The 17,328-nt window shown below is 57.9% G+C and carries 11 protein-coding genes and 3 pseudogenes; 9 read left to right on the forward strand and 5 right to left on the reverse strand.

All coding sequences use genetic code 11. The features are described from left to right. Nucleotides 1-20: 20 nt before the first annotated feature. Nucleotides 21-890, reverse strand: coding sequence for a helix-turn-helix domain-containing protein (locus BLV31_RS24965; RefSeq protein ID WP_174556310.1), 870 nt, complete (start codon nucleotides 888-890; stop codon nucleotides 21-23). 308 nt (nucleotides 891-1,198) lie between these two features. Here BLV31_RS24965 and BLV31_RS06890 point away from each other — a divergent pair, with 308 nt between their 5' ends. After that, entirely contained in the window at nucleotides 1,199-1,534 is a 336-nt protein-coding gene (locus BLV31_RS06890) for a hypothetical protein (RefSeq protein ID WP_139192940.1), read from the forward strand. A 193-nt stretch (nucleotides 1,535-1,727) separates the two neighbouring features. Here BLV31_RS06890 and BLV31_RS06895 read toward each other — a convergent pair whose 3' ends face one another. Then, nucleotides 1,728-2,651 carry a UTP--glucose-1-phosphate uridylyltransferase gene (locus BLV31_RS06895; RefSeq protein WP_039584949.1) on the reverse strand — a complete coding sequence of 308 codons (924 nt, stop codon included), beginning with the start codon at nucleotides 2,649-2,651 and terminating at the stop codon, nucleotides 1,728-1,730. A gap of 517 nt (nucleotides 2,652-3,168) precedes the next feature. On the opposite strand from BLV31_RS06895, the pseudogene BLV31_RS06900 reads away from it, so the two are divergent. The 8 genes and pseudogenes from BLV31_RS06900 (at nucleotide 3,169) to BLV31_RS06935 (ending at nucleotide 14,121) form a co-directional block, all read left to right on the forward strand. Beyond that, nucleotides 3,169-4,700, forward strand: a pseudogene (locus BLV31_RS06900) (sugar transferase). Nucleotides 4,701-4,754: 54 nt separating this feature from the next. Further along, nucleotides 4,755-6,083, forward strand: coding sequence for a UDP-glucose dehydrogenase family protein (locus tag BLV31_RS06905; protein WP_072740491.1), 1,329 nt, complete (start codon nucleotides 4,755-4,757; stop codon nucleotides 6,081-6,083). Between the two features lie 65 nt (nucleotides 6,084-6,148). Further along, nucleotides 6,149-7,297, forward strand: coding sequence for a glycosyltransferase (locus BLV31_RS06910; RefSeq protein WP_072740490.1), 1,149 nt, complete (start codon nucleotides 6,149-6,151; stop codon nucleotides 7,295-7,297). Beyond that, nucleotides 7,294-8,430 (forward strand): glycosyltransferase, encoded by a 1,137-nt coding sequence (locus tag BLV31_RS24435; protein WP_081263372.1) that lies wholly within the window; start codon nucleotides 7,294-7,296, stop codon nucleotides 8,428-8,430. Before BLV31_RS06910 ends, BLV31_RS24435 begins: the two co-directional genes overlap by 4 nt. Next, the gene (locus tag BLV31_RS06920) at nucleotides 8,423-9,751 is read left to right on the forward strand and encodes a lipopolysaccharide biosynthesis protein (protein WP_072740488.1); all 1,329 of its coding nucleotides are present in this window, start codon (nucleotides 8,423-8,425) and stop codon (nucleotides 9,749-9,751) included. Before BLV31_RS24435 ends, BLV31_RS06920 begins: the two co-directional genes overlap by 8 nt. A 15-nt stretch (nucleotides 9,752-9,766) precedes the next feature. Next, a complete protein-coding gene (locus BLV31_RS06925; protein WP_072740487.1) occupies nucleotides 9,767-10,813 on the forward strand; it encodes a glycosyltransferase in 1,047 nt (348 codons plus the stop codon). 32 nt (nucleotides 10,814-10,845) lie between these two features. Then, nucleotides 10,846-12,129, forward strand: a complete 1,284-nt coding sequence (locus tag BLV31_RS06930; RefSeq protein WP_139192941.1) for a hypothetical protein — start codon at nucleotides 10,846-10,848, stop codon at nucleotides 12,127-12,129. A 93-nt stretch (nucleotides 12,130-12,222) separates the two neighbouring features. Then, nucleotides 12,223-14,121 (forward strand): DUF2264 domain-containing protein, encoded by a 1,899-nt coding sequence (locus BLV31_RS06935; protein WP_072740486.1) that lies wholly within the window; start codon nucleotides 12,223-12,225, stop codon nucleotides 14,119-14,121. A 310-nt stretch (nucleotides 14,122-14,431) separates the two neighbouring features. On the opposite strand, the pseudogene BLV31_RS06940 reads toward BLV31_RS06935, so the two are convergent. The 3 genes and pseudogenes from BLV31_RS06940 to BLV31_RS24645 all read right to left on the reverse strand — a co-directional run. Further along, nucleotides 14,432-15,151, reverse strand: a pseudogene (locus BLV31_RS06940) (IS1380 family transposase); the annotation flags it as partial. Between the two features lie 15 nt (nucleotides 15,152-15,166). Then, nucleotides 15,167-16,535 (reverse strand): annotated as a pseudogene (locus BLV31_RS06945) (ISL3 family transposase). 220 nt (nucleotides 16,536-16,755) lie between these two features. Next, the gene (locus BLV31_RS24645) at nucleotides 16,756-17,298 is read right to left on the reverse strand and encodes an acyltransferase (RefSeq protein ID WP_139192942.1); all 543 of its coding nucleotides are present in this window, start codon (nucleotides 17,296-17,298) and stop codon (nucleotides 16,756-16,758) included. Nucleotides 17,299-17,328 lie beyond the last annotated feature (30 nt).

The raw sequence follows: 17,328 nt of genomic DNA on the forward strand, positions 1-17,328 counted from the left end.
ACCGACAGCGGCAAGTCTGCTCATGCTGCCAAGAGCATCGTCTCCCGGGGCGGAGTGGCAATCCTGTGCGACGTCACTTGGCGGCATGGGCATCGCACTGCACGTCCGAATTCGTCGTCGGGCAACCAGCCGTACTCGTCGCACCGACCGCATCGTGGCGGGAGTTTCGGGCGGGGTGGTTGCAGCGACTGCCAGAGCGGAATCCATGCAGCTGCGGAGCGAGCCGGGTCCCATGGTCGATGACGTTCGAGCGCGGCGCGGACGAGAGCATCCACGCCGTGAGTGTCGATCGATTGCTCGACGAGGGTGCGCTTCGCTGGTGTCAGGGTGTCGAACCGTGCAGACAGGCCGGCCCGGCGGCACGCCGTGGCCAATCGGTCGATGGGAAATGGCTGCTGCTCACAAGTTGCATCGCGGGTGAGATTTGTCGGGTGGGGAAGTGCAGCAGGTTCATTTCTTGGTTCAAGAACGGTTCGGGCGACCGGGGTGTCACCCCGCTCGGTCGTTCCTGTCACCCCGCGGCGCTCCGTCTTGTCACCTCGTTCAGAGCTGCGGGGTGACGACGTGTCACCCCGCTTCATCGACAGGTTGTACAGGACGGGGCGGCGGTCTTCGCGAGGAATTGTCGCCGCAATCCGCTCTTGATCGCCTTTGGAAATGAGGCCGAGAGCGGCGAGCGCTTTCAGGCAACGCTGCACCTGGCGTTCGCTGATGCGGGCGTACCCGGCGAGCTTTCGCACGGACGGATACGCATCCGCGCCATGTCGGGACGCATGATTGGCCAGGCCGAGCAGCACGACTGTCAGCGCTGGTGCCGAGGGCATGCCGGGTGGCGTGGGGGACGGAATTTCGGCGCGTTCGAGCGCCCAGGTGATCGCTTCGATGCTCACGATGTCACCTGCCCGTGGGTATGCTGACGCATGTTCGACTCCTTATCAGTCGGACATCCGGCCCGTCGCGATGCCAGTCGCGGCGGGCCATCTGTTTTGAGTTGTTCGCACGCACGTTCGGGTGTGGTTGATCATCTTGGCATCGGGACCAACGGGCGTCAACGGTCTCCGCTATGGACGACGCGTCTCAGGAAGGCGCACATTGTCCCCCGTTCGGATGAAAAACATGAGTGATTCAAGAAAGTGACGTAACGGAAGAGTCGGACGCCGCGAAGATGCAGTGTCAGTGCATCTCCGATTGGGGTTCCATGAGTGAGCGTCCATTAGTCGACCATACGGCCGACACGATCCAGTTCCAGCGCGTCGATGACCGTACGTTACGTCGCCAGGCCCGTGCGTCTGTCGGGCTCGGGGTCGACGGTGACGACCGGTTGCGATCGTCGACCGGTCACCCAACTACGAAGCGGGTTGTGTTCAAGGAGAGGAATGGCCCAAACTTGTGGCTCATTACCGCGATCGTGGCGTTGATGGCGGCAGTTGCGTTGTTTGCCGCAGGCGTGGCCGTGAATCAAGCCCGTGATTCGACACCGACGTATCAATCGGTCTATGTCCCGGAAAACGTACTGGGCGGATCGCAGAAGTAGCTGCACCGACGCGAAACGCAGTGAGACCCGCTGGCAGAGGGGAGGAGCCAGCGGGCCTCAGGTGCAGCCGATTCCCGGGGAGGGAAACGGCGTGTTGCGGGGAGGCAACACACTTGAGAGTTTAACCAGAATCGGTGCCATGCGGCGCATCGAAGTGGGGACTTAAGTCCCCACCGATGGGACTGCACCTTGTTCAGTCGGCGCCGGAGGTATCGAGATTCAGCCGCTCTTGAAGCCACTTCCGGAGTCCATCGCCGTACTCCTCGCTGTCGAGTGCTGCATCGACGGCTGCGCGGAGGTAACCACCCGGGTTCCCTAGATCGTGGCGGGTGCCTCGATGTACGACGACGTGGACTGGGTGACCTTCTTCGATCAGCAGCGCAATCGCGTCGGTCAGTTGGAGTTCTCCCCCTGCGCCCGGCTCGATCCGACGTAGGGCATCAAAAATCTCGCGGTCCAGCAGATAGCGGCCGGCGGCGGCAAGTGTGGACGGAGCGTCGGCCAGAGCCGGCTTCTCGACCATGCCGCGAACGCGCAGAACATCCGGATTCGCGACGTTGGGTACTTCCTCGACCTCGAACACGCCGTATGAGCTCACCTGGCTCTTCGGAACGTCGATGGCGCACAGCACGCTTCCTCCGCGCTTGGCGCGGACGCGAGCCATCGTTTCCAGGATGCCGCTCGGTTGCACGAGATCGTCCGGGAGAAGAACGGCGATCGCGTCTTCGTCCGGCTCCAGAGCGGCTTCTGCGCAACCGACAGCATGGCCCAGGCCGAGTGGCTTCTCTTGGACAACCGATTCGACCGTGAGCAGGTTGGGCGCGCGCCGTACCTTCTCGAGCAACTTGAGCTTGCCCTTCGCTTCGAGGTGCTCCTCGAGGTCGAAGTCATCGACGAAATGCGCGACGACTCCGTCCTTTCCGGGGGCTGTCACAATAAGAAGCCGTTGAGCTCCCGAATGGGCAGCTTCCGTCGCGACGAGTTCGATGCCCGGCGTGTCGACCACCGGCAACAGCTCCTTCGGCACAGTCTTTGTGGCCGGCAGGAATCTGGTGCCCATTCCTGCCGCCGGTACCACTGCTGTGCGGAAAGCTTTGCGCACTCCTACTTCTTGCATGGTTCTACCCTCGCCTCCCCTGTCGAGCGCATGACCGCGCCGGAATACCCGCGAATGCACGGTCAAAACGTTGAGCAATGGTGAGATACATCTCACCTTCAAGATTCCGACCGTCAATCCCGCATCACGTGGGGGTCGGTAAGCGCAGTCTAGGGGCCGCCCTGCGGGTTCGCGAATCGGTGAGTGCGCCGAAAGTGCAAGATAGCAGGGAGGATTGCCTTCGCCGGGACCTGTAAACGCGGATCGCGTCGCCAAATGTAACCGCGCGGCACACTCAAGAAGCAGGTTCCATCTGGACGACTGTTCAAAGCTGCCAGATCTCGTAAGTAACGTTACAGTCTCAACGAGCGTTTTCGCATAGGAGCGACACGCATACAACTGGAAGAACTGCGCCCGGCTGGGCACGCAACGGGCAGGTCACGCGACCGGGGAGGGTACGCGGATCGGGTCCGGCGTTGCTTGTTCGTGCGAGCAGTAGGTGTCTCGGGGAGGAGACAACGATGTGGGTGGTTGGGCTATGACCGCCGTCGGGGAGGCGAGTCACGGCGTACCCGATGCCCTCGCGGGGGACTACGCCAATTCCATTCGTGGACAGCGTCAACCGCCGGGTTCGGCGAACCGTAGAAACTGGCAGCAGTCCTACATCAGCCGATTGATCTGGTCCGACGTAATTGTCGTTGTGCTGGCCGTCGTTGTGGCACACACCGTCCGATTCGGGCAGGGCGACCTATCGACGACGGAGCCGGTTTCCGAACTCAGCTATGCCCTCATCTCGGTGGGGCTTGCCGGTCTCTGGTTGATTACTCTCGCGCTGTTCCGCACGCGGTCACGGCGTGTCATCGGCACAGGTCATAGCGAATATCAACGTGTCGTATCGAGTACAGCTCGACTATTCGGGTTCCTCGCGATCATCGCACTCGTATTCCGCCTGGAATTGACACGTGGATACTTGGCGCTCGCACTGCCAGTCGGTCTCGGTGGTTTGCTGCTGTCGCGGTGGGTGTGGCGGAAGGTGATCGCGCGCAAGCGTGCTCGCGGTGAGTTCCGTACCTCGGTGCTGGTCGTCGGAGGGGCGCGGGCGGTGCGGCACATGACCCGAACATTCTCCCGTAAGGACGGGGAGGGCTACCGCGTCGTCGGTGTCTGCGTGCCCCGGTACTCGGGGGCCCCCGGCGACGTCATCGACGTCGACGGCCGGAAGATCACCGTCTACGGCGACGAGCATTCGGTGGTCGACGCATTGAAGTTGTCGGGGGCGGACACGGTGGTGGTCACCGCGACGGAGACTTTGGGCAGCGAGGGTCTGCACGATCTGGTCTGGCAGCTCGAACCGCTCGAGACGGATCTGGTGGTCGCGACGGGCGTGGTCGATGTGGCGGGTCCGCGGATCGAGATGCGTCCGGTGGTCGGTCTGCCGCTGATCCATGTGGAAAAGCCCAGCTATCACGGGGCGAAGCGGTCGGGGAAGCGGATCTTCGATCTGGTCTTCGCCGGCGCGGCGCTGGTGGCGTTGGCTCCGGTGTTCGTGGTGGTCGCCCTGCTCATCAAGCTCAAGGACCGGGGTCCGGTCTTCTACAAGGCCGAGCGGATCGGTCTCGACGGTAAGCCGTTCGGGATGGTCAAGTTCCGGTCGATCGTCACCAACGCCGACAAGATGGTCGACACCCTGTTGGCGCAGAACGAGGGTGCCGGTCCGTTGTTCAAGATGAAGGACGACCCGCGCGTGACCCGTATCGGCAAGGTGATGCTTCGGTTCAGCATCGACGAATTGCCGCAGTTCCTCAACGTCATTCGCGGGGAGATGAGTGTGGTGGGTCCGCGTCCGCCGTTGCGGCGTGAGGTGGAGGCCTACGACGGTCGGTCAAGCGTCGGCTGTTGGTGCGTCCCGGTGTGACCGGCCTGTGGCAGGTGTCGGGTCGGTCGGATCTGTCGTGGGACGAGTCGGTGCGACTGGATCTGTCGTACGTAGAGAACTGGTCGATGATCTCGGATGTGCTGATCATCGGCAAGACCGTCAAGGCGGTCCTGGCCAGCGACGGCGCCTACTAATCGAGAAGAAAACATAACTTGCTAGGCCCAAAGAACCCGCTAGGAAGAGATCAAATGACTTGCCGCATCGTAGTATTCGGAACCGGCTACCTCGGAGCAACCCACGCCGCGTGCATGGCCGAACTCGGGCATGAGGTGCTCGGAGTAGACGTCGACCCCGCAAAATTAGCGAAACTCGAAGCCGGGGAAGTGCCGTTCTACGAACCTGGGCTTGAGGATGTTCTCCGCCGAAATGTCGACGCTGGCCGTCTTCGCTTCAGTGCTTCCTACCAGGAGGCTGCAGAATTCGGTGATGTCTATTTTATCGGCGTAGGTACTCCCCAAAAGAAGGGTGAATTCGCCGCAGACCTTAAATATGTGGACGCAGTAATTGACACACTGGTTCCCCTTCTTACTAGAGACGCTGTAATACTTGGTAAGTCGACCGTGCCGGTAGGAACCGCCGCTCGCCTGGGTGAACGCGCCCGGAAACTCGCCCCTGCGGGTGTGAACGTTGAGGTCGCCTGGAATCCCGAATTTCTTCGTGAGGGATACGCAGTTCAGGACACGTTGGAGCCAGACCGTCTAGTGTTGGGGGTGGACGTCCAACGGGGCGGGCGAGCAGAGGAAGTCTCTCGCGAAATATACGCAAATTTGCTCGAACGCCGAGTGCCATTCTTGGTTACAGATTTAGCAACGTCAGAACTCGTAAAAACTGCGGCCAATGCCTTTCTTGCCACAAAGATTTCGTTCATCAACGCGATGGCAGAAGTGTGCGAAGCTTCGTCTGCTGACGTCACGGTACTCGCTGATGCCATTGGATATGACGCCAGGATAGGCCGCCGCTTTCTCAATGCTGGCATTGGGTTCGGGGGTGGATGTCTGCCAAAGGATATTAGAGCGTTTATGGCACGGGCGGGAGAGCTTGGCGCCGATCAAGCACTCACTTTCTTGCGTGAGGTCGACAACATAAATATGCGCAGGCGTACGCGCATGGTTGAGCTGGCGCGAGACGCAGTTGGTGGGTCGCTTCTGGGCGCAAGAATTGCCGTCCTCGGTGCAGCATTCAAACCCGACTCAGATGACGTTCGTGATTCTCCTGCGCTGAACATTGCAGGACAGATTCAGCTGCAAGGTGCCTCAGTGAATGTTTACGACCCAAAGGCGATCGATAATTCGCGGGCGTTGTTCCCCACGCTGTCCTATGCTCCCGACATCCTAGAAGCATGTCAGGGCGCCGATGCTGTAATGGTTTTAACCGAGTGGCCTGAGTTCAGAGACCTTCGACCCTCAGTCATCCAGGAAATCGTTCGCAGCAAGGTAGTGCTTGACGGAAGAAACTGTCTTGATCCCAACTCCTGGCGAGATGAGGGCTGGACGTACTACGGAATTGGTCGGCCTTAGACATAAGGTGCGCCTAGCCACAAAATCGGTACCATGACGCGCAGTATTACTTATTGGAGGAACGGATGAGCGGCGTAATCGTCCACGAATGGATTGAAGAAACAGGCGGCGCAGAGAAAGTCGTCGAGTCCTTCGCGGAAATTTTTCCCGATGCGCCACTGTTATGTCTTTGGAACGATGCGCCCCGACGCTTCTCCAACTCGGTAGTTCGCGAAAGCGCTATCGCGAGAACGCCGATTCGGAAGAGTAAGGTTGCTGCTCTGCCAATAATGCCTCTCCAATGGCGGCGATGGAAGGCGGGTGATGCAACTTGGGCGCTGGTCAGCTCGCACCTCTTTGCACACCATGTGCGGTTCCGAGATGCGCCCGATATAGAAAGATATATTTATGTTCACACGCCGGCACGATATATTTGGTCGCCGGATCTTGATCCACGAGGCTCCTCCGCAATTGCTCGGACCGTGGCGCCAATGTTTCGGAAGCTCGACGCCCGACGCGCGAAGGAAGGCGGATGCTACGCGGCCAACAGCGACTTTGTCGCGGAGCGAGTGCGGCGGTACTGGGGTATAGAGGCGAAAACTATATATCCGCCAGTCGCCGTAAGTGCGATCCAGTCGAGGCCACGATGGGTAGAATATCTGGACCGACAGGAACTAGACATGTACGAGCGCCTACCACAAGATTTCCTTCTCGCGGCTTCCAGACTTGTACCTTACAAAAGAATCGATGAGGCCATTAGAGCAGCAGCGCTCACCGACTTGCCTTTAGTCGTGGCTGGTGATGGTCCGGACCGAGCGAGATTGGAATCAGTAGCCGAGAGTGAAAAAATTCCGGTCTATTTTCTGGGCCGGGTAAGCGATGCTTTGTTGTTTGCGCTATACCAAAAATCGTTAGCCTACATCTTCCTCGGTGTAGAAGACTTTGGGATTATGCCCGTGGAAGCGATGGCTGCTGGTGCGAGCGTTGTTGGCAACTCCGTCGGTGGTGTAGCTGAAACCGTGATGGACGGGATAACAGGTGCCCTTTGCGACCCTAAAGACTCAGCCCAGCTAACTGATGCGGTTCGCCGAGCAATCGACTGTCGACCGGAAAAATCAGCAGCCCACGCGCAGCAATTTGACTCAATCCAATTTATGCGGGAGATCACGAATTGGGTCGGTCCGGAGAAGGTAAACTCGCCTAGGGCTCATGTTTGGTCTGGAGATAAGAAATGACCCCGGGCGTAACAATTTTGTCTACGGCTGACATTGACAGTGCAGTGTGGACAAACAAGCAATACCTTGCAGTTGGACTTGCCGGTAAAACTAAGGTTTCGTACATCGAGTCTATGGGTCTACGGGCCCCGACGTTGTCTACGTCGGACATGCGCCGCATACTGGGCAAGATCCAAACACAAAGATCCGGCTCAAAGGTCTCGCGTCCTATCCCCAGTGATCTTCAGGTAGTTTCGCCAAAGGTACTTCCATTCCACGGAAGCGGGATGTGTCGTCGAATCAATCTGCGCCTGGTTCGAGACCATCTGTTGCGCAGAATCGACGAATCGTGCCGGGATGTACTTTGGACATTTTCTCCGTTGACCTACGGGTTGGAGAAAGAATTTGACCGCGTCGTATATCATTCGGTGGATCTCCTCCACACCCTGCCCGGTGTACCTGCGAATCTGATATTGGAATCAGAGGAGCGGCTTTGCTCAATTTCTGACTACGTGTTGGCAAGTAGCAGCGGTGTTGCCCAGCATCTTCAACAGTACAGAGGAGATGTCAGACTTTGGCAAAATGTTGCCGACGTGGAGCGCTTCACGCGATCCGGTGCGGCACCTCGTGAGCCGCAAGCGGTGTTTGCGGGAAACTTAACCCCGACAAAGATTGACTTCTCGCTCCTCCAACAGGTTGCTGACCTTGGTTTTACGCTAAAACTTGCGGGACCGGTCAATATCGACGGTATCGCGGGACATTCGTTCCTGGATGAGCTACTTCAACGACCGAATGTCGAGCATCTGGGTAACCTAAGTCTTGACGAGCTTTCTGATCTATTCAACCGTTCGATGGTCGGGCTCATACCGTACCGAGCGAACGAGTACACTCAGGGCGTTTTCCCACTAAAGGTGTATGAGTACATGGCCGCGGGGATGAGTGTCGTATCTACACCTATCGCGAGCCTGGTTGCTAGCGCCCCGCCGGGAGTAATCATCACGACGTTTGGAGACTTTTCACGGGACGTGGAGCGTTCGATCCAATCGTGGTCGGAAGGGAATGCGGTGAAGCAGTCCGAGTTGGCCCAAGGCCACTCGTGGACCAATCGTATCGAGGAGGCTTGGGATCTCCTAAGTGAGAACCCGGGTGGGTAAGCACGCTCGGACACGTCGCAATTCGTTCTCGGACCGCGTATGGAGCGGCAGTAACCGCCGAGGATATGTCGCGAATCGAATTTCGGGCGATAAAATCCGTAGCATCGTCCTGTATGCGCTTGGCCCTGCCCTGGGAATATTGAGCGGGCCGATATTAGCACGAGCGATGGGGCCTGATGGGAGGGGTCAGTTTGCAAGCATTATGCAACCCATCACAATCGCGTCAGCCATCGCGAGCATCGGTATTCCGAGTGCAATTGCCGTATATATCGCGCGAGGAAACTCCCCGCGACGCTGTTACCAGATCGGACTCACGACGGCGATGCTCCCTACGATCATAATCGTCGTTGCGATGGTGTTCTATGGCCGTGTAGTGAGTGAGCGCCAAAATATCCCGTACGCTACCATTTTGTTGTGTTGGACTGCGATAGTTCTATCCGTAGTAGTACAAATTCGAAGAGGGGCATGGCAGGGCGTCGGGCGCTGGCGCTTGCTTGATGTTGAGCGTGGGGGCGCCGCAGTTGCGCGATTCGTGTTTGTATTGATCGTGGCGCTATTGGGGTTGCGCTCGGCGGAGTCATTCGCCGCCGGAGCATTACTCTCGTTCGTACTCGTGTCTTGCATGTTGTTCATTCCTCTTCCAAAATCAAATGGCTCCGCATCACCCGCGACCGGCGACTTCGCTCGGTTCTCGATTCTCGCTTCGGTCGGAACGATCGCAACAATCGCGAGTTCTAGGCTCGATCAGTTATTGATGCCGATCGCTACCGACGCGTCGCAACTTGGTTTCTACGCAGTTGCAGTTACGGTCGCAGAAGTACCTCTCATCTTTGGAACGCTAGCTGCTAGAAATGCGCTACAGCTATCGGCAGCAGGAAAGAATTTGCGAACAATTGCTCGTGAGTCATCCATGTTCTTCTGGGCTGGCTCTATTTCTGCGGTAGTGATTCTTCTTTGCGCCGACTGGATTGTGCCAATTGTGTTCGGCGATGACTTCCAGCAGAGCGTCCTTGCGATAAAACTTCTTGCACTTGGAAGCATCTTTACCTGGGTAATGCTTGTGACCTCAGCCGTGATCTCGGGTAGAGGCCGGCCAGGCCTCGGCAGTGCTATCGCATTGTCTTCACTGCTCTTCACGATTGTGGCATTTCTAATTTTCTGGACTGCGATGTCCAGTACGACAGCGGCGGCCATCGCCCTCGCCAGTTCTATTGTCGCCGCGACTTTAGGGGTCGTACTCACTGCTCGCGTCCGGGCAGTTCCTCGGCCAGACGAAAGTACATCGACGGTCGACAAGATTCTGCCCGGCCAAGCAACTTAGACCTGGAGTAAAAATATGCGCGTTGCAATTGTCGTTAGTTCCGAAACTCGCGGAGGCGCAGAACAATATTTATATCGGCTTTACAGTGAGCTGAGACGCACCAAGAACGTTGAACCGATCCTTGTCGGTCGGCTACCTGATTGGTCCGACAACATCGGGACTTCACATGCGGCAGGAGTGACCGATAAGATGACGAGGCGCAGGCCGTTGGCTAGCCAGGCCTTCTCGGCCGTTAGATCAGTGCGCGACATTGCTCAATGCGTGAACTCCATAAAGCCGGATATTGTGCACATACAGTTTTTCAAAGAAAAGCTCCTTTTGCCGAGGATGTTCAAAATTATGGGTTATCCCGTCGTGTGGACGGAGCATAGTCCCCTGCCAACGAACTTTCCTCCGGGAGGAATTACGCTACTTCGCCGCCAAGCTAAGCATGCCAACGTTATCTCTATTAGCCGGGCAGTGACCGCCTCGCTGGACAGCGCTGGGATCGCCTCGGCTCTTATTGAGAATCCCCTCCCGGCCGTCGGTAACGCTCAGGAAGTCCGAGACGCGGCGAGCCCTCGTTCGTCTCCTCAAGTGTTGTATGTAGGCCGATTACATAAGAATAAGCGAGTCGACTTAGTGGTCGAGGCCGCGAGGATGTTGCCTCACGTGCAATTTGGAATTGTGGGCGAGGGACCCGAGTATCACGCGTTGCGGATTCGTGCTGGAGAAAATGTTACATTTTACGGAAATGTGGATGACGTTGGGCGTCTTTATAATCAATGCAAGATTGTTGTCCTACCTTCTGGACAGGCTGCACGCGAAGGTGCGCCGATGGTGATGCTGGAAGCGCGGGTTGCTGGAGCGCATGTGCTAATGGCAAATGACTGTCACGCAATCCAGGAGGCAATCTCGCTCGGATGCAAGGCATTCGATCCGGTGCCTACCTCCTTGGTAGATATGATCCAAGGCCACCTCGATTCGCCACGTACAGAGATCAGCCCCGATATCGTAAAAGAACGCTCGCCTGAGGTATGGGCGCATCGGCACTACGAGTTCTTCTCTAGGATCAGCGGATAATGACAAGAACGAGTGCTTAAGGGGTGATGGGAATGGGCGGTCAGATAGCCCTGGGTTTGGTGGTACTGGTCATCTACGCGCGCACATTCCGTCAGTATCGTGCGCGGAATGTCCAGAACGCACTGGTATCAGGGCTTGGCGCGACTATGTACACCCTCTGCCTTTGGGTGCCAGCGAAACTGCAGGAGAGCGGAGCGCTGACGAGCAAGATTTTTCGAGCTGGCGTCGCCGCGCATCCTACAGCGTCAGAAATCGACGCGTTGTCTTGGAAATGGGCACTCGAATTATCGATCATTCTCTTCGCAGAGCTTTTAGTCGTATATGCTTACTCCCACCACAGGCCCAAGCCTGAGAAACGACCAAGGGAACAATGGCTGCGAATATCGATCTGCCTGATACTTGTGGGTCTTGTGGCGACGATTGTTTTTCCGGCCGAGCTAGAGAGTCGTGCTGCCGAGGGGCAGGGGATATTCGTTCTCCTTCGGACGTCGCTCGTCTGCGGTTTAGCTATTCTGGCGTTCTTTAATTGCTTTTCACGAAAGTCTATGTGGTTGCTCTTGATTGGAGGAACGGCATTTTTGGTCCTAGAGAATGTCCGGAGTCCTCTCTTTGTAATACTTATCGCCTACGCGGCAGGCTTGATTGTTCGGGGCGTCATCTACAACCGTAAGGCGGTCGTCTCTATCGCAGTCGCGGTTGTTGTTGCCATCGGCTTCTCGTCTTTCATGTCGGAAATGAGAGCCAACATTACACGCAATGAGGGGTTAAGTACTTCAGATATTGTCAGCGAAATGAGCGAAGCGCCGCTTGTCGCCGCGTATAAGTCGGGGGTCGACACACTGGACGGCTATCGTTTCTCAGCTTTGGTAGCTGACGTTGAGCCTGCTCGACCATACGATTTGCTATCACCGATTACGACGTTCATACCTCGGGCGGTGTGGGAAGACAAGCCGCCATCGATTTCGGTGGAGTTGAGCTCGAAGTACCTCGGCTATAAGGCGAGCGGGCAGTTCCTCTCGATGATTGGATTCTTAACCCTAGCCACGGGTGGTTACGGTTCCGCCCTTTTGCTCTTCGCCGTCTTCTTTCTAGTTGCGTCAGCGCTCGTTCAGGTTTTTCAACGTAGGTTTGCACTCACAATCGTTCTTGTCGTAATTTTCCGCATCTTGCTCGGTGGAAGTGCTTTCGACATCTACTATGGTTTGGTACTTACGGTAATCGTAGGAACAGGGGTTCTCGGGTACGATCTTTGGCGTTTTCTAAATCGGTCTCCACAGTCAGAGGATAGTGTCCGTCGCTCGTACTCCTTGCGGTGATGCTCAGGTCGATTGCATGAGTTCGCTGAGAGTTCGTGATTGTCGAGTTCTCATCTCGTATGATTGGAACGTATATTGCTTAAACGCGATGCTGTGGCTCTAGCAGACTCGATCCTGCGCGCTTCACCGCCGACAGGTCGGCCCGAAAGTCCGGACGTGGTGACTAGCAAGTGGGGCCGAGAATCCGACGCATATGAGCGGTTTTCGCGGACTCTCCTGCTTTCCGCGTTTCGGTTTTCGGGCGACGAGTGGATAGACAGCGAGCGTAATGGTTCTCAACGTGCACTGGCGGGCGATAGCTGGTTTCCTGCACGGATCGACCATATGGCGAAGTCTGTTAATCCAAGCGCTAAGGGCGGTTGGTGGCGGCTTTCCAAGACGCCGCAGTCAATAGTGGAGACGGCAAGCTTGGCGCTTGCAATTATGCTTCGGCCCAAAGAATTGTGGGAACCTCTTGACGATCGTTCGCAACAGCATTTGGCCGAGTGGCTTCGATTCAATTTGACTCGACCCGTATCCAATAACAATTGGGTCATATTTCCCAAACTCATCGCAGAAGCGCTTGTATCCGTTGGTGCAGCTGGCCCGGAGTGTGCGATTGCTATCGATAATTGCGAGATGAATACCGAGAGTTGGTATGTTGGCGACGGTTGGTACACGGACGGCCCAGGTCGAACGCTCGACTATTACAATGCCTGGGCTTTCAACTTTTATTTGCCATTATCTGCGCATATTCGCAGGGACGATGCCGAGGTAGAGCGTTATTCCTCTCGATTGAGCGAGTTTCTGTCGTCGCTCTATGGAATGGTGGATCCCAAGACCGGAGGACCGGTCTACTTCGGGCGTAGCTTGACCTACAGGTTCGGGATCGCGGCGCCGTTCGCCCTTGCGGGCGTCCTTGAGCTTGAAGGCGAAAGTCGTCGTGCTGGACGTTGCTGGTCGCAAGTGGTTGAGCACTTCGTCGAGCGGGGCGCGCTTAATGGTGGTGAACTCTCGATTGGGTGGTTTGGTCCTGATAGTCGGCTCCGGCAGCGATACTCTGGGCACGGCTCGCCTTATTGGGCGTGTAAAGCGTTCGCTTCGTTGATGATTCCTCAGGAGTCGACGTTCTGGGCTGATCCGGATGGTGCGGATTGTGATTCTGATGATGACGATTTGATGCCTGCGGGGTACAGATCGCGCGCTTCGTTCCTCATCTCGAATCAGCGTGGCGTTTCGACTCTGTTCAATCACGGTACGGATCACCAAAAGAAGCATCGAACAGGATACTTCATTGACGACCCGTTGTATGCGAGAGGTGCGTATTCTTCGCGTACCGTGCCGAATCCTAGAGGCGTCCTGCCGAACAATACGTTCGTGATTGAACGTGACGGGCGTTGGACGGAGCGCGGAGCTGTGGAACCGCTCCGCTCCGGCGATAATTGGGTTCAATCGAGAGTTCGCCCAGCACTTCAACGCCGTTTGTACGGATCGCGCGTGTTCCAGTACGGCAAGATGGACAGGTTCGGCCCTCGGATTGCTTCGCTTGATGACATTTCGGTCGTAGAGACTACCGTGATGTTGGATTACTGGGCGGTGCAGTTTTTCTTCGTATCGGGCGGGGAAGACGACGGGTCTAACATTGTAAAATTTGGATGCTGGCCGATTCCGGACGACGGCAGTAACTCGGTTACGGCTGACAATGAGTCCTTGTCGGCGCAGGTGAAGAGCCAGGCCAGTCGTGTTCAATGTCGTGCATTATTCGGGTTCGATGCTGTTGAGAATTTACGAGTCTCGACTGTTTCCCCTCTGTCATCCCATGCGTATATGACTGTTTTCTCTGGCCAGTATAAGAAGGATGGCGTATACGGTGTTGCTGTCAACCTGTCCGATGAATCGTTCGGGACGGATGAGGGTGATTTAGTCGAAGTGGTGCGTGTCGAGGATCGAGTTGTAACCCTTAATTGTAACCGGGGGTCAATTCGAATCGACGATTCGGGCGTGTACCAATAGTACGTGTGCTCGCCAAGAGATCGTAGAATTCGGTTTATACGAAAATTTACCCGGTTAGGGCATTACCGGCGGGTAGATCGATGCTCGGTTTTGGGACCTCCATGTTCGCTCGTCGGGTCGGGAGGATTGGGGTACTAACCTCGATCTTTCGTGCGGGTGACGCGCCGGCCTGAGCAGTTCAGATTGGGTGTGGAAGCCTGCGGATCCGGTGTGCGGCCACGATCGACTACCCGACACGGTCGGGTGACGCCGGGGTCCACGGCCCCGAGCTGAGTGCCCTTTCGTCTCGATAAATGAAGATACGTGCAGGTCACGCAGGCGCAGGTAGCGCGGTGAGCCTGTTCAAGCCGGCCACGAGAACATCGACACCCGGAGCTGTCGCGGCCAGCCGCAGTCGAACACGGCGGGCATGCTGGGCGATCTTCCCGGCGATCGACAGCACCCGCAGCCGTAGCCGTTTCGGTTCCCACCTGCGTGCAGTCACGTCGGTGAACGCGAGCATTTGCATCCACGCGGTCAGCTCGCATGCGAGTTGCACCAGCGCCAGCCAGATCCGGTTCTGGTCGTAGCCGTGCAGCGGAAGATTCTGCAGACCGGTGACTTTCGCTGCCCGGATCCGGTCCTCGCACCGAGCCCGACGCCGGTGCCGCAGCTCCAGATCGGGGAGTTGCCCACGGCGGGTGTTGGTTGCGAACGCGGTCAGGCGCAGGCCGTCACGGTCGGTGAACCGCAACTGCGCACCCGGATGCGGGCGTTCCTTCCTGACGATCACGCGCATGCCGTTCGGCCACGTGGACAGGTCGAGCAGTCCGGTGATCTCGGTGACCCAGGCGCCGTCACGAACCTGCCCGTCCGGGTCGTAGGCCGGAGTCCATGCCTGTTCGGGGACCAGATCGAGGGCGGCGGTCATCGTGTCGGTCAACCCGAATCCGACCGAATACGAGAGCCTGCGTTTGGTCAGGTACTCGATCAAGGAGTGGGTGCCGCCGGCACCGTCGATCCGGACCAGTACCTTCTTCCCGACCCGATGTCCGGCTCTTCGCAGTTAGCAGTGGCATTGGCGACGGCTGGGTGCGACCCGACGTGACCGTCGAGTGCAGGCCCAGCGTACCCGGCGGCGTTGGTTCTCCGGGGTACGGAATCCGAACGCGATGCGGCCGACGTGCTTGACGATGCGGTTGTAGCCTTCACTGCGCGCATTCGACAGGCCGGTGGTGATCGCCAGGATCATCGGTTCCTGCCACGCCGAGATGGTCGTCGCCAGCTTGCCGATCTCCGGGACCCGGCACGCCGCGCAGAACGTGTAGAACCGATACAGTCTGTCCCGGATCTCATGGCGAAGGCCACCACGATCGGTGCAGCGCAACACATCGCGCAGCAGTTCTTTGGCTATCCATGCCGCAGCGATGTCCCCGTGCGGGTCGGCGGAGGTCAGCTTCTCGAACAGTGTCGATCGTTGCTCATCGGTTAGGCGCTCCGCGGCCCGCAACGACCGTCGTCGATTGATCCATTCGACATCGCTCTTACGGCCGCGCCGACCCCGCTCGGCCTGGGTGACCCTGCGCCGGACGGTATCGACCATCTCGTTGGCCTTCTTGACCAGGTGGAACCGGTCCACCACCCGTTGTGCGTGCGGCAGTGCCTCGCGCACCGCCTTTGCGTACACCGTCGACATGTCGATCGCGACATGGGTGATCTGTGCCTTCCACGTCTCGTCGCGGGCGTCGAACCAGTCGATCACCACCGCCGAGGTGCGTCCGTTGACCTGCGCCAGCAACCCTTGATCGCCGGTCAGGTCGACCAGTCCGGTGTCCCACCGATCCACCCACGACCGCACACCGGTGTCCGGATCGGTTTCCCATTTCGCCTTCCCGCGGCGGGTTTCATCGATCCCGAGCACCATCACCGGCTCAGGCTCGCCGGCCAGGGCGGCGTCGGCGACCACGACGAGGTGCTCGTGGACGGTGTGCCAGGCGCACCCGTAGTCGCCGGCGACCGCGGCGACCGACCGGTACCCGTCGAGGACCGCCTCGGCCAGCAGCGCCTTCGCTCGGGGCGTGACCCGCGCCCGGGACGGCACCCCCGGCGTCGACTCGGTGAACACCTTACGGTCACAGGAGGTATTGGTGCACAACCATTTCCGTTTCCGCCACACCAACAGCGGACGGTCGGGTCCGACCTGCACATCCCGCGGTCTGGTGGTGACCCAACCCTTCGAACGCGTGGACTTCTGCCCGCACTGCGGGCACATCCCGACCCATTCGGGTGCCGTCGCGATCTGCACGATCCGGCTGCCCTCGACCGTGCGCTGCACCGATTCGACGATGACGCCGTCGAGATCGAGCAGCAATGAACTACCGTGGTGCATGCCCGCGTTCCTTGCTGTCCTGGATGCCTGAGAACACCCAGCTCACAAGGGCGCGGGCCCTTTTTCAATCACCGACACGGCAACGGGGTCGATCGACACCCGCCCCTACCAACTGCGAAGAGCCGCGTTTACGTCCGTATAGACTTCAATTCAATCGGATCCCACCACACCACCGCAACGGGAGAGACATCTCGTCGTAGATCGAGGTCACGCCGGCCAACCAGGTTTTGTGCCGTAATCCCAGAACTCGATGTTCATTTGACCCATCATACTGGTAGATCGCGGATCTTCCTGGCAGGGATACCGACATATAGACTGTGCGGTTCGCAGTTGGCGGTTACGAGCGCGGCGGCGCCGATGGCGCTTCCGGACCCGACCGTTACGCCGCGCAGTATGATGGTCCCGGTGGACACGCGACATCCATCGCCAATCTCGATGGGCCCTACCACACTTTCTCCGGCGCGGCGTTCAGGGTTAGACATCTCGTGATCAGTGTCGACGAATGTTACATTCGGCCCGATCGCGACATTCTTACCGATAACTAATGGCTGTCGGGTGTCGAAAACTGTTCGGTAGCCGATGACAGTGGAGGCGCCTACGGTTATATTGCTCGACCTGAAGAACACTTTGGGTCGCACAATAGTCTTGGGGTGAAGTTTCAAGCCCATCAAGCGTAGTAGTTGCGTTCGCACTCGATTAGGCAATAAATGCGTGGAGAGAACGCCATTTACAATAAAATTCCATGGGATGGAGTTTGTGTCACCCGATTCTTTCCAAACAATTTCGCGAGTTTTTTCTATGAGGCTCACTACCTACCTCCTATGCATTCGAGTTGGGTC

It is taken from the genome of Rhodococcus pyridinivorans (assembly GCF_900105195.1).
Taxonomy (GTDB): Bacteria; Actinomycetota; Actinomycetes; order Mycobacteriales; family Mycobacteriaceae; genus Rhodococcus; species Rhodococcus pyridinivorans.

Bases quoted from the DNA above. Each gene is read 5' to 3' on its own strand.
- BLV31_RS06890 (WP_139192940.1), top strand. From the start codon at position 1,199: ATGAGTGAGCGTCCATTAGTCGACCATACGGCCGACACGATCCAGTTC.
- BLV31_RS06895 (WP_039584949.1), bottom strand. From the start codon at position 2,651: ATGCAAGAAGTAGGAGTGCGCAAAGCTTTCCGCACAGCAGTGGTACCG.
- BLV31_RS06905 (WP_072740491.1), top strand. From the start codon at position 4,755: ATGACTTGCCGCATCGTAGTATTCGGAACCGGCTACCTCGGAGCAACC.
- BLV31_RS06910 (WP_072740490.1), top strand. From the start codon at position 6,149: ATGAGCGGCGTAATCGTCCACGAATGGATTGAAGAAACAGGCGGCGCA.
- BLV31_RS24435 (WP_081263372.1), top strand. From the start codon at position 7,294: ATGACCCCGGGCGTAACAATTTTGTCTACGGCTGACATTGACAGTGCA.
- BLV31_RS06925 (WP_072740487.1), top strand. From the start codon at position 9,767: ATGCGCGTTGCAATTGTCGTTAGTTCCGAAACTCGCGGAGGCGCAGAA.
- BLV31_RS06930 (WP_139192941.1), top strand. From the start codon at position 10,846: ATGGGCGGTCAGATAGCCCTGGGTTTGGTGGTACTGGTCATCTACGCG.